General features: G+C 70.1%; 11 protein-coding genes. 6 read left to right on the top strand and 5 right to left on the bottom strand.

Features of this window, described 5'->3' with window-relative positions; genetic code table 11:
* Positions 1 to 203: 203 nt before the first annotated feature.
* The gene (locus VYJ16_RS00380) at positions 204 to 926 is read left to right on the top strand and encodes a DUF6517 family protein (RefSeq protein WP_336348342.1); all 723 of its coding nucleotides are present in this window, start codon (positions 204 to 206) and stop codon (positions 924 to 926) included.
* 51 nt (positions 927 to 977) lie between these two features.
* Here the strand turns inward: VYJ16_RS00380 and folP are convergent, their stop codons facing one another.
* The gene (folP, locus tag VYJ16_RS00375; protein ID WP_336348341.1) at positions 978 to 3,470 is read right to left on the bottom strand and encodes a dihydropteroate synthase; all 2,493 of its coding nucleotides are present in this window, start codon (positions 3,468 to 3,470) and stop codon (positions 978 to 980) included.
* Positions 3,471 to 3,578: 108 nt separating this feature from the next.
* Between folP and VYJ16_RS00370 the strand changes: the two genes are divergently transcribed.
* On the top strand, positions 3,579 to 4,040 hold the full coding sequence (locus VYJ16_RS00370; protein ID WP_336348340.1) for a hypothetical protein: 462 nt from the start codon (positions 3,579 to 3,581) through the stop codon (positions 4,038 to 4,040).
* A 15-nt stretch (positions 4,041 to 4,055) separates the two neighbouring features.
* On the opposite strand, the gene VYJ16_RS00365 is transcribed toward VYJ16_RS00370, so the two are convergent.
* Both VYJ16_RS00365 and VYJ16_RS00360 read right to left on the bottom strand, forming a co-directional pair.
* Entirely contained in the window at positions 4,056 to 4,925 is an 870-nt protein-coding gene (locus VYJ16_RS00365; RefSeq protein ID WP_336348339.1) for a hypothetical protein, read from the bottom strand.
* 56 nt (positions 4,926 to 4,981) lie between these two features.
* Positions 4,982 to 5,647, bottom strand: a complete 666-nt coding sequence (locus tag VYJ16_RS00360; RefSeq protein WP_336348338.1) for a hypothetical protein — start codon at positions 5,645 to 5,647, stop codon at positions 4,982 to 4,984.
* Positions 5,648 to 5,750: 103 nt separating this feature from the next.
* Here VYJ16_RS00360 and VYJ16_RS00355 point away from each other — a divergent pair, with 103 nt between their 5' ends.
* The 3 genes from VYJ16_RS00355 (at position 5,751) to VYJ16_RS00345 (ending at position 8,385) form a co-directional block, all read left to right on the top strand.
* Positions 5,751 to 6,560 carry a hypothetical protein gene (locus VYJ16_RS00355; RefSeq protein WP_336348337.1) on the top strand — a complete coding sequence of 270 codons (810 nt, stop codon included), beginning with the start codon at positions 5,751 to 5,753 and terminating at the stop codon, positions 6,558 to 6,560.
* Between the two features lie 76 nt (positions 6,561 to 6,636).
* A complete protein-coding gene (locus VYJ16_RS00350; RefSeq protein ID WP_336348336.1) occupies positions 6,637 to 7,434 on the top strand; it encodes a hypothetical protein in 798 nt (265 codons plus the stop codon).
* A 72-nt stretch (positions 7,435 to 7,506) separates the two neighbouring features.
* Positions 7,507 to 8,385 carry a hypothetical protein gene (locus VYJ16_RS00345; RefSeq protein ID WP_336348335.1) on the top strand — a complete coding sequence of 293 codons (879 nt, stop codon included), beginning with the start codon at positions 7,507 to 7,509 and terminating at the stop codon, positions 8,383 to 8,385.
* Between the two features lie 205 nt (positions 8,386 to 8,590).
* On the opposite strand, the gene purH is transcribed toward VYJ16_RS00345, so the two are convergent.
* Positions 8,591 to 10,243, bottom strand: a complete 1,653-nt coding sequence (gene purH, locus VYJ16_RS00340) for a bifunctional phosphoribosylaminoimidazolecarboxamide formyltransferase/IMP cyclohydrolase (protein WP_336348334.1) — start codon at positions 10,241 to 10,243, stop codon at positions 8,591 to 8,593.
* A 167-nt stretch (positions 10,244 to 10,410) separates the two neighbouring features.
* On the opposite strand from purH, the gene purB reads away from it, so the two are divergent.
* Positions 10,411 to 11,793 (top strand): adenylosuccinate lyase, encoded by a 1,383-nt coding sequence (gene purB / locus VYJ16_RS00335; protein ID WP_336348333.1) that lies wholly within the window; start codon positions 10,411 to 10,413, stop codon positions 11,791 to 11,793.
* A gap of 17 nt (positions 11,794 to 11,810) precedes the next feature.
* Here purB and VYJ16_RS00330 read toward each other — a convergent pair whose 3' ends face one another.
* Positions 11,811 to 12,419, bottom strand: a complete 609-nt coding sequence (locus VYJ16_RS00330) for a TetR/AcrR family transcriptional regulator (RefSeq protein ID WP_336348332.1) — start codon at positions 12,417 to 12,419, stop codon at positions 11,811 to 11,813.
* Positions 12,420 to 12,472: the final 53 nt, after the last annotated feature.

Raw genomic sequence — 12,472 nt, 5'->3', positions numbered from 1 at the left:
CTGTAATGAGATGTAATTAGAGCCTGGGTTAAGGGTCTTTTGGACGACTCAGCACGCGTTATGGTACGTCTTACCACGACAATGCGGGCGTTTCGGACACCTACCAGCATCCCAGAATTCGCCCGAATCGACCAGTTCGCGGGCCGATACACTGCACCCGAACAGCCGGAAGGTTGATTGGCACTTACCGACACCACTGGTGCATGGAATCGACGCGGAGCGTGGGTGTCGTCGCGCTCGTCCTCGTGATAGTGACGAGCGGCTGCATCGGGTTCGTCACGGGCGAGGAGGCGCTCGTCTACCAGGCGAACGAGGTGAGCGTCGACGCGGACGCGAAGACGGCGAGCGGATACGAACGGCAACTACGCGAGGAACTGGTCGTGAACCAGACCGTCTCGGACCGCCGGATCGAGGTCACGAACTGGTACCTGCGGTACGAGAAGTACGACGACATCGCCGAGGAGACCACGGGCGTCCTCGCGGTCGTCTCGACGCATCGCGTCGACGTGTTCGGGCACACCACGAACCCGTACGCGAACATGAGCTACAGCGGTATCCTCGCGAACCTCACCGCGGACTACGACACCGCGTTCGGGAACCTCGAGAACGCGCGGTTCGTCGAGAACAAGACCGCGTCCGTCCTCGGGAAGGACGCGCGCGTCGGCGTGTTCGCGACGAACACGACGTTCGGCGGCGAGGAGGTCGAGGTGAAACTGTACGTCACCCGGGTGCGTCACGGCGACGACATCGTGCTCGCCATCGGCGGCCACCCGACGAAACTCCCCGCGGGCGAACAGGAGATCCTCACGATGATCGAGGGCATCAAGCATCAGACCGACGAGAACGAGAGCGCGACCGAGCGCGTCGCACCGGCCGGCTTCGACGCCGCCAACGCCGGGGCGATGGTCGTCGCCGACGCGAACTGAGCGACCAGTTCCACACAGCGAGTCGAACGGACGGAGTTCGACCCGCGACAATCAGTCTTCTTCGAGTTCCCCGGGGCGACGAGCGGCGCGTGCGGCGTCGACCGCGGCGACGTTCTCGTCGACGTCGTGCACGCGAACGACGTCCGCGCCGCGGTCGGCGGCGAGCGCGGTCGCGGCGACCGTCGCCGAGAGCCGGTCGTCCTCGTCGCGGTCGATGGCGCCGAACATCGACTTGTGGGAGTGCCCGACGAGGACCGCGCAGTCGAGCGCGGCGAACTCGTCGACGCGCCCCAGCAGTTCGAACGACTCCGCTGGGGTCTTCCCGAACCCGAGCCCGGGGTCGACGACGATATCCTCGCGCGCGACACCGGCTTTCTCCGCGAGCAAGACCTGTTCGCGGAGCTGGTCGAGGACGTCCTCGACGACGTCGTCGTACGCGACGTCGTTCTCCGGGTCGACGGGCGTGTCGATGGAGTGCATCACGCACAGCCCGGCGTCGTGCTCCGCGGCGACGAACCGCATCTCGGGGTCGGAAAGCCCCGAGACGTCGTTCACGACGTCCGCGCCCGCGTCGAGCGCGGCGTCCGCGACCGCCGCCTTCCGCGTATCGACGCTGATGGTGACGTCGAGGCCCGCGTCGCGGATGGATTCGATGACCGGGACGACGCGGTCGATCTCGTCGTCGACCGTGACGGGGTCCGCGCCCGGACGCGTCGACTCCCCGCCGACGTCGACGACGTCCACGCCGTTCGCGACCATCTCCTCGGCGCGCGCGACCGCGTCCTCGAGGCGGTCGTACTCGCCGCCGTCGAAGAACGAGTCCGGCGTCACGTTCAGGATACCCATCACGGCCGTCCCATCCGTCCACGGCCACTGCGGGTCGGCGTTCTCGTCGTCGCCGTCGCCCTCGACGGTATCGGAACCCGTGCCGTGGGGCGCGTCGAGGGCGAGTGCGTCCCGGAGTTCACTGGCGAACCGGGCGAGGCCGTACGGGCCGTCGTCGAGCGCGGCCGCGAGTCGCTCGAACTGCGCGAGCGTCCCCATGAGGACGACGTCCACGCGCTCGTCGTTCCCGTCGAGTCCCGAAACGGCGCACTCGCCGCCGACGCGCAGCAACGCCTCCTTGAGCGCGTTCGCCTGGCGCTCCTGGAGGCGCGTCCGCAGGACGCGATGCACGCCCTCAGAGCGGAGTTCCGCGACGCCGCCGTCGGTGACGTTCGCGCCCGCGAGCGTCCGCTCGGCGTCGTCGAGGTCGCGTATCGTCTTCGGGACCTCGATGCGCGTCCAGCGCTCGCGGGCCTCCGCGACCGCGAACAGCGACCCCGTGACGAGCACGCAGTCCTCCGACCCGGCGGCGTCGAGCGCGGCGTCGAGCGCGCTCGCGACCGACTCCCGTGGCGTCACCGTCTCGGCGTCCGCGCCGAAGACGCGTCCGAGGACGTCGGCGTCCTCGCTTCGGTCGAGGTCCGGCTCGCACGGATAACAGTGCGCGGGCGTCGGAATCGCCTCCGCCATCCCGCGGTGGTCCTTGTCGTGCATCGCGCCGACGACCAGGTGGAGGTCGCCGTAGTCGAACGTCGACAGGGTCTCGGCGAGCCCCTCGAACGCACCCGGGTTGTGCGCGCCGTCGAGCACCGTCAACGGCTCCTGGGAGACCACCTCGAACCGGCCCGGCCAGTGCGCAGAGCGCAGGCCCGTGGCGAGCGTGTCGTCGCTCACGTCCGCGACCTGGCGCGCGAGCGTCGCCGCGATGCCCGCGTTCACCGCCTGGTACTCGCCCAGGAGCGGGATGCGGACGTCGAGCGCACCGTCGGCGTCCGTCTCGATACCGACCGCCGCCTCCGCGTGATTCGTCCGCCCCTCGTACGCGACGCGAACGTCCGCGTCGTCGTCCGTGCCGACGGTGACGACGTCCCCCGCCTGCTCGCGGACCGCCGCGAGCGCCTCACCGGTCGCACCAGTGACGAGCGGTGCGTCAGCCGGCGCGACGTGGGCCTTGTCGGTCGCGATCTCCGCGATCGTGTCCCCGAGCACGCCCGTGTGCTCGAGGGTGACGCTCGTGACCGCACTGGCGGCGGGGTCGACGACGCTCGTCGCGTCGAACTTCCCGCCGATACCGACCTCCAAGACCGCCACGTCGACCTCGCGCTCCCCGAAGTACCACAGCGCGAGCGCCGTCATCGTCTCGAAGAACGTCGGCGACTCCCCGTCGGCCGCCCGCGCCGAGACGTGGGGCTTCGCTTCCTCGACGAACTCGCCGAGCGCCTCGCGCGTGACCTTCCGCCCGTCGACGCGAACGCGCTCGCGGACGTCCTCCAGGTGCGGACTCGTGAACAACCCGACCGTCAGGTCCGTCTCCCGCAGCACGGACTCCACCATCCGCGCCGTACTCCCCTTCCCGTTCGACCCCGCCACCTGCACGAACTCGCAGCCTTCGTGCGGGTCGCCGAGGTGCTCGAGGAGGCGCGCGGTCGACGCCGTCCCCGGACTCGGACGGTACCGCCGCAGGTCGAACAGGAAGTTCGCCGCCTCGTGATACTGCATGCCTGTAGTCACCGGACCGCGGCGCTTAGGCGTGTCGAAGGCGGGTCACCCAAGTCGGCGTTTCACCCAACGCCGGGGTTCTTGCGGGACGCGGCCGAACCCGGTTGCGTGCGACGACGACCCCTGCTCGTCGCCGCGACCGGCCTCGCAGCCGGGAGCGGTGGCTGCCTCGCTGGACTCCCTGCCACCGGCACCGACACGTTCACCGTCTCGAACCCGCCGGAGTCGCTCCGCGAGCGCGGTGCCTGCGACGAGGACTGGGTGCGAGCGTCCGTGTCGTTCGCCGGGCCGCTGGACGAGGTGGGCGACGAGGCGGCAGTCGTCCCGTACCGCGACCTCGCCGACCCCGCCAAGCTCGTCGTCCGCTACTACCTCGACCGCGGGAGCGCCGTCGCCTGCGAGGGCGACGACCCGACGGCGTTCCAGTCGCTGCTCTCGGCGCTCACCGACGCGTCGGACCGGTACCGCGAACGCCACGACGAACCGCCCGAGAACATCTCCGTTCGGGTTGCAGACAGCTATTATCGACTCGATCGCCTCCTGCTCTACGACCAGGTCCTCGAGGGCTGACCCCCTCGCCCGACCTCACCGCACGTGCGACTGCACCCAGAAGACCCCCGAGACGTCCTCGCCGGCTTCGGGCACGCGGCCGTCGATAGCGTGCGCGCCGGCGTACAGCCACGTCTCGTAGTCGGTGCCGTCGCCGTCCCTGGTGAGCGGCACGCGGAACCGGTAGCCGTTCGCGTCGAAGAACGGGACGCGCTGGACCTCTCTGACCGTGGTCTGGAACGCGAAGTCCGCGACGCCACCGCCCTCGACGGGCGCGAACCCCGCCATCCCGCGCGTGGAGAACTCGCCGCCGTCGTCGGTCTCGTACGTCTCCTCGTCCGCGAGCTCGACGGCGTACGCGAGCGCCGCGAGTTCGACCTCGGCGTCGCCGAGCGGGACGCCGCCGACGCCCCACGCGCTCGCGCCGTACGTCGCGAACTCCTCCGGGCCGAGGACGATCGTCGCGTCCGCCTCCAGGTCGGTCTCCCACGGCGTCACGTCGGTCACGGTCGTCTCGTGGACGACGCCGTCCCCGACCGGGTACGCGGTCAGGACGTCGCCGTCCTCGCGGAGGACGCGAGCGCGCAAGTGGCCAGCGCCGTACTCGACGGCGTCCACGCCCTCGACGCGGCTCTCGCGGACGCGCCCTTCGTCGAGCGTCGTCGCGACGACGCGTTGCAGCGCCGCGTCCGAGTCGACCGCGGTATCCCAGTGGCGGCCGTGCCCGCCGCCGCGACGCCGCGGCCCCGGCTGCGGGTCCAGCGCCGCCGCGTCCGCGTCCACGCCCCACTCGCCGCTCGCGCCGTCCCCGCCAGCGTCGGCACCGTCGCTCTCGTCACCGTCGTCTGTCGCGTCCGCGTCGCCGCCGCGACCGAGCGCGCGACGCATCGCGTCGAACAACCCCATGGAACCGTCGACGGGCCGCCGAGAGAAGAAACCTGCGAGGGAGAAGCCGCCAGCGCCTACCGTCGATCGTGGTCCACGTCCACGCCGGCGCGGTCGTGCGCCCCGACCTCAGCATCGTGGTCGCCGCCGGCACCCTCGAGCACGTCGGGGTCGCCGCCTGCAACCTCGTAGACGTCGTCCGTGTTGGTCTTCCCTCGAGCGAGGTCCGCCCGGAACGCTCTATCGAATGCGTCGTCGCCGTCCGCCATCGACCACTCCGTCGCCGACTCCTCGTCGGCCAGCACGCGCTCGAGCTCCCGCTCCAGCTCGTCCTCCGTGAGCTCGCCGGCCGCGTACCGGTGCGCGACGGCCTCGCGGCGGTCATCGACCGTCGGCGCGACCCGCCGCGACACCTTCCCCTCGACCAGCCACGGAACGAGCCGTTCGACGGCGCGAGCGACGCGCTCCAGTCGCTCGCTCCGCGGGAGCTCCGCGAGCCTGAGCGCCCGAACCAGCAACCACCCGAGCGCACCGGCGCCCACCACCGTGAGCGTCGCGAGCCCGAGCAGGAACGGTAGCGCCGCACGGAGCGCGACTACCAACAGAACGTCACCGGCCGCCGCACCCGCGACCGCCGACACCACCGCGACCGCGCCCGCGACCGTCACACTCACCCCCGCCAGCACGGACAGCACCAGCACCACCGACAACCACCGCAGCCGTCGGTCCGAGAGTACGCTCATACCGCCAGATTCGCGGTACACAGTAGAAAAACCCACGCACGATTCGGCCGAAGGCGCGCGACGCTCCCGAAGGCACTTACCTGCGGCCGCGTCATCCCCGAGCGTGCGACGCCGCGCCCTCCTCGCCACCGTCGGCTCGACCGTCCCCGCCAGCCTTGCCGGCTGCGCCCTCCTGGGTCCCGAGCGCGAGGTCGGTGCGGGCGACGTCGTCGAACTCGACGCCGGCGAGGTGACGCTCGGCGAGCTTTCCGTGCAGTCGTCGTTCGTCGACGACACCACCGCGCCCGCGGCCGTCCACGGCGACGCAGGCACGGCCTACGTCGTCCTCGACTGCGACCTCCGCGCGTACAACGCACCCATCGAGGACCTCCCGCTCGCGGTCGAACGCGGCGCGGACCGACTCGCGGGTGCCGCGGGCGCGCTCGCCTCCGGCGCCGGCGACGGCCAGCCGCGTATCGCGTTCCCCGTGCCCGCGGGCGACGCGCTCGACGGATTCGACGCACCGTCGACGACGACGGGCGGCGATTCCGGGAGTGCCTGGCGCGTGGTCCTCACGGACGCGGACGACCGCGAAAGACGGTACCCGCTCGACCGTGCGCTCCAGCGGCGACTACGCTCCCCGCCGGCGTGGCGCGTCGCCGTCGACCCGCCCGACGCGGTCCCTGAGGCTGGGACCGCCCGCGCCTGGGCGACGGCGACGAACGCCGGCGACACCCCCGGTCGACTCGCGGCGCTGCTCACGCACGACGCCGCCACCGACCTCTACTGGACCCACGAGTTCGACGCCGACGTCGGCGGCGAGTCCACGTTCGGCTTCCGGTTCGGGTGCCTCTGCGGGGACCGCGACGAACTCGAACTCACGCTCGACTGGGGGCAGGACGCCTGGACCGGCACCGTCCCGGTCGAGACGTGACACGCTGCGCCGTCGACGCACGACGCGGGTGCGTACCAGCCGAAGACACTTGTCGGAGCAACCGACAGACCCACGCATGCGCCGCCGTGCCCTCCTCGCCTCCGCCGCGTCGACCGCCAGCACGACCCTCGCCCTCGGCACCGCCGGCTGCATCGCCGGGCCGCTCGGCGGGTCGCGAGAAATCGAAGCGGGAGACGTGGTCACCCTCGGCGGCGTCGACTTCGAGGTCGGCGACCTCCGCCTGCAGTCGACGTTCGTCGAGCAAGGCCGCCCGTTCTGGTACTGGAACGCGAAGCAGAATCCTCGCGGCCGGTTCGCGGTCCTCCCACTGACGCCGACCGGCGAGGACTCGTCGGACGCTGCGGACGTCATTCAGGACACCGTCGTCCACGTCGAGGTCGACGATGAGGAGGCCAGCAGCGGCGCGCTCGTGAACGAGAACGACCAGGACGGCTACCGACTCGCCGCGAGCGTCCCCGACCGCGACGCCGTCCAGGACGCCGCCGTCGTCCTCGGGAACGACGGGGCTGCACGCTACCCGCTGACCGACGCTCAGCGCGACGTCCTCGCGGACCCACCCACCTACTCGACCACGCTCGACGTCCCAGCGGAAACCGGCGGCGCAACCGTCCCCGTCGAGTTCGCCGTCACGAACGACGGCGCGACCCCCGGCACCGTCGCGTGGACGACGACCCACAGCGTCATCGAGGACGCCTGGTGGACGTACCGCACGACCGTCCCACCCGGCGAGACCGTCAGCGCCGAACACGTCCACGACACGCGCGTCGACGAGGAGAGCTACGACACCGTTCAGGTCGTCGTCGACTACGGGCTCGGGGAACAGGACTTCGACGTCGCGGTCGTCGACGACTGACCGCGCGTCGGTGGCCCGCGTCCGTCGACGCCGGGCCGAAGACACTTACCGACGGCCCGGCCAGCCTCCTGCATGCGCCGCCGCGCCCTCCTCGGAGCGACCGCCAGCAACGCGCTCGCGCTCGGCCTCGCCGGCTGTCTCGACGCGGACACCGGCGACGACGCCGACACCACGACCGGCGGAACGAACGAACCCGCGAGCCGTTCGAACACGACCGACGGCTCGTCGACGCCCGACGCGCCGCGCGTCGTCGGCGAGGACGACGAGGTCGACCTCGGGTCCGTCACCGTGGAACTCGGCGCGCTCGACCTCCAGTCGTCGTTCGTGGAGTACGGCTGGCCGGTCTGGGACGCCCACGGCCACGCCGACCACCTCATGGTCGTCCTCGACGTTCGCGTCCTCGACGCGAGCACGGACCGCGCGACCGAGCTGTTCAGCGACCCACCCGTTCGCGCTCGCGTCGACGACGACGCAGTGACCGACGGAGGGTACGCCCGCCTCGAAGACAACCAACCCGAGGAGTTCGCCGTCGCCGTCCCCACCGGTGACCACGACACCGCCAGCGTCGTCCTCGACACCGCGAACGGCACCGCCCGATACCCGCTCGACGACGCCCACCTCGCCACGCTCCGCGACCCCCCGAAACTCGACGTCACCCCACACGTCCCCGACACCGTCACCGGCGGCCCACTCCGATACGAACTCGAAGTCCACAACAACGGCGGAAGCCCCGCCACCCTCGTCGCCACCAGCACGCACAACGCCATCCACGACAAGTGGTGGACCCGCGGCGACACCATCACCCCCGGCAACACCGAAACCATCCCCTTCGAACCCTACGCCCCAACCGACGGCGACAGCTACGAACTCGAACTCACCCTCGACTGGGGCCTCAACAGTCTCACACGAACCATCAGCATCGAGAGCGACGACGAAACCACCACCGACTGACCACGTGCACCGTCTCCAGACCCGGCCTCGCTCCGCTCGGCCGCGTCTGGAGGCGGGCGAGACTCGCTCCGCTCGTCTCGCTGCCTTCCGGCACTCCCTCACTGACGTTCAGTCATGTCGGAAGTCGTGCGAGACGGTCGCGCTCGCTCACTGCGTTCGCTCGCGCGCTGCGACTCGCCGATTTCCGGCACTCAATCGCTGACGCTCAATCGTGCCGGAAACACCGCTGCCCGGTCAGCACCATCGTCATTCCGAGCTCGTTCGCCGCTTCGATGACCTTGTCGTCGTTCTTCGACCCGCCGGGTTGGATGACGGCCTCGATACCGGCTTCGGCGGCTTCCTCGACGGCGTCCGGGAACGGGAAGAACGCGTCCGACCCCATCACGGCGCCCTCCGCCGTCTTGCCTTCGGCGTCGCGCTCGGCTTTCATCGCCGCGATCTCGACCGCATCGACTCTGGAGACCTGGCCGACGCCGAGCCCGACGGTTTCGGTGCCCTTCGCGAACACGATACCGTTCGATTTGACGTGCTTCTGGACCTTCCACGCGAACAGCATCGACTCCAGCTCTTCCTCGGTGGGTTCGCGCTCGGTGACGACCTCGAGGTCCTCGCGCGTGACGGGTTCGAGGTCGCGCTCCTGGACGAGGCGGCCGCCGACGAGTTCCTTGCTCGTGAAGCGCTCGCGGTCGTCGACGAGTTCGCCGTCGTCAGAGTAGGCAGTCAGGTGGCCGACGTCGAGCACGCGGAGGTTCTTCTTCGCGGTGAGGACGTCGAGCGCGTCGTCGGTGTAGCCGGGGGCGACGACGACCTCCTTGAACGAGTCCGCGACGCGTTCGGCGGTGTCGGCGTCGCACTCGCGGTTGAGGGCGACGATACCGCCGAACGCGGACTTCGCGTCGGTCGCGAGCGCGTCCGAGTACGCCTCGGCGAGGGTGTCCGCGGTCGCGCAGCCCGCGGGGTTGGTGTGCTTGATGACCGCCGCGGCGGGTTCGTCGAACTCCTTGATGAGGTTCAGCGCGCCGTCGGCGTCGTTGTAGTTGTTGTAGCTGAGTGCCTTCGCGCCCTCGTTCAACTGGTCGGCGTGGACGACGCTCGCCTCCTCGCTCGTCGCGTCCGCGTAGAGCGCGGCGTCCTGATGCGGGTTCTCGCCGTACCGGAGGTCCGCGTGGCGGTCCTCGGTGACGACGCGGCGCTCCGGGAGTCCGCCTTCGTCGTCCGCGTCGTCGCCCTCGACGCTGACGGTGTTCGCGTCCACGTCGACGGTGACGCGGTCCTCGGCGAACCACTTCACGGCGCGCGGGTACGCCTTGAACTCGCCCTCGTAGAGGACGCGCTCGGCGAGCGAATCCTCGTCGTCGCCCTCGTAGACCGGGACGGGCTCTTGCGTGACGATGGGGCCGCCGTCGACCTTCTCGTCGACGACGTTCCCGTCGTCGTCCGTGGCGTCGGTGACGACGTGCACCGTGCAGCCCGTGGTCTTCGCGCCGGCGTCGAGCGCGTCGCCCCACGCGTCCATGCCGGGGAACGACGGGAGGAGGCTCGGGTGGACGTTGATCGTCGTCGGCATCGCGTCGAGGAAGGTATCGGAGAGGATGCGCATGTAGCCGTCGAGGCAGACGAGGTCGACGTCGTACTCGGCGAGGGCGTCGACGAGTCGCTGCTCGTGCTCGCGTCGGGATTCGTCGTCGCCGCGTTCGACGGCGACCGTGGGGATGCCCCGGTCCGCTGCCTTCTCGAGGACGGGTGCGTCGGCGTGATTGGATGCGACGACGGCGAGGTCGGCGCCGCCGGGCTGGAGGTCCTGGACGTGCACGAGGTTCCGGCCGCGGTTCGAGGCGAGGCCCGCGATGCGTGTCATACCTACAGCCGCTTTCGCTGGCGGGTTAGTGGTTTCGGTCCAGACCGCGAATGTATGCACGAACGAGCATAACTGTGCCGCGAGTGCCCTGAGTATCGCCACGAGTATGCACGCCCGTGTGGTTGCGTTCCGACACGCTTTTCCCGACACCGGTGGCAGTTCCGGCCATGACAGACCCCCTGCTGGCCGTCTCGCCACTGGACGGCCGGTACGCCTCGCGGACCAGTCCGCTCGCGCCGTACGCGAGCGAGTCCGCGCTGATGCGCGCTCGCGTCCAGGTCGAGGTCGAGTACCTCCTCGCCCTGAGCGACCTCGACGCCACGCCCCTGGAGATATCGGACGCGCAGGCGGCCGAACTCCGGTCGTGCTACGAGGACTGGTCGACCGAGGACGCCCAGGTCGTCAAGCAGATAGAGGTCGACGGCTACGGCGACTACTCGGCGACGAACCACGACGTGAAGGCCGTCGAGTACTACGTCCGCCTGAATCAGCCGGAGGGCCTCGACGCCGCGAACTGGATCCACTTCGGGCTCACGAGCGAGGACGTGAACAACCTCGCGCACCGCCTGCTCGCGAAGGGTGCCGTCGAGGACGTCCTCCTCCCCGAGCTCCGCGAGATACGGGACACGCTCACCGAGATGGCTCGCGAGCACCGAGACGTCCCGATGCTCGCACGCACGCACGGCCAGCCCGCGACCCCGACGACGTTCGGGAAGGAGATGGCGGTGTACGCCGCCCGCCTCGGGCGGACCACTGCCAGGGTCGCGAGCGCCGCCGCCGACCTCAGCGGGAAGCTCGCCGGTGCATCCGGCACGTACGCCGCGCATCACGCCGCGTACCCGGACGTCGACTGGCGGGCGTTCGCTCGCGAGTTCGTCACCGACCTCGGCCTCGGGTTCACGCCGCTCGCGTCACAGGTGAACCCCTGCGACGACCTCGCGGCGCTGTTCGACGCGCTCCGCGGCGCGAACCAGGTCCTGCTCGACCTCGACCTCGACGTCTGGCTGTACGTCAGCCAGCGCTACCTCGGACAGGAAGCCACCGAGGGCGAGACGGGGAGTTCGACGATGCCGCACAAGGTCAACCCCATCGACTTCGAGAACTCGGAAGGGAACCTCTCGAAAGCGAACTCGGACCTCAACTTCCTCGCGGAGTACGTCACCACGTCCAGGCTCCAGCGCGACCTCTCCGATTCGACCGTGAAACGCAACATCGGCGGGGCGTTCGCGCACTGCCTCATCGCGTACGGTAAGACCCAGAACGGGCTCGCGAAGGTCGTCCCGAACGAGCACGTGATGCGCGAGGACCTCGAATCCACGCCGGAGATACTCGGCGAAGCCATCCAGACCATCCTCCGCCGCGAGGGCGACACCGACGCCTACGAGCGCGTCAAGGCCCTCACCAGAGGGAAGCGCGTGACGATGGAGGACTTCCACGCCCTCTTCGACGACCTCGACGTCGACGACGGCGTCCGCGAGGAACTCAAGACGCTCACGCCGACGGGGTACGTCGGCGTGGCGAGCGACCTCGTCGACGACGTGGACGAGTAAGGGACGTTACGGACCAGTCAATCCGTCGTCAATCCCTTCGCGACGGCGCGGATGACGAGGTCGCGGGTCTCGCGGTACGTGTCGCCGCCACCGAGGTCGTCGATGTGCAGCGTCAGCAGCGAGACCGCGCGGATGGCGTTCGCGACCGTCTCCGGGTCCGGGCCGTCGACCGCGCCGGCCTCGTACCACGCTTCGACGTAGGGCAGGAAGTACGCGAGCGATTCCTGGCGTTCGGCCTCCAGTTCCGCGTCCGTGTGGACGTTCCTGAGCCGCTGGAGGTCGTCGTCGTCGACGAGCAACTGCTCGATGAGCGGGTTCGTCTCGATCTCGTCCATGAGGCGCGTGAGGAACGCGACGATGACCGCCTCCGGGTCGTCGTCCTCGCGCTCGAACGGCGCGACGAGCTCGGGGAGGAGACGTTCGCCCTCGCGGTCGAGCACCTCGAGGAACAGGGCTTCCTTCGAGTCGAAGAACTGGTAGAACGTCCCGTTCGCGATACCGACCGGGTCGGTGAGGTCGGCGATGGTCGTCTTCGAGAGCCCGTAGCGCTCGAAGAGCTCGCGGCCCGCCGCGACGAGCTCCTCGCGGATGCGTTCCCGGTCCGCGTCACTGAAGCCGCTGCTCATCTCTCACCTCGACGTTCGACCCGACGGACTCGACGCTTCCGGTTCGCGACGTG

Source organism: Halorubellus litoreus (genome assembly GCF_037081675.1).
Taxonomy (GTDB): domain Archaea; phylum Halobacteriota; class Halobacteria; order Halobacteriales; family Natrialbaceae; genus Halorubellus; species Halorubellus litoreus.
This window is presented reverse-complemented; position numbering and strand designations above follow the sequence as displayed.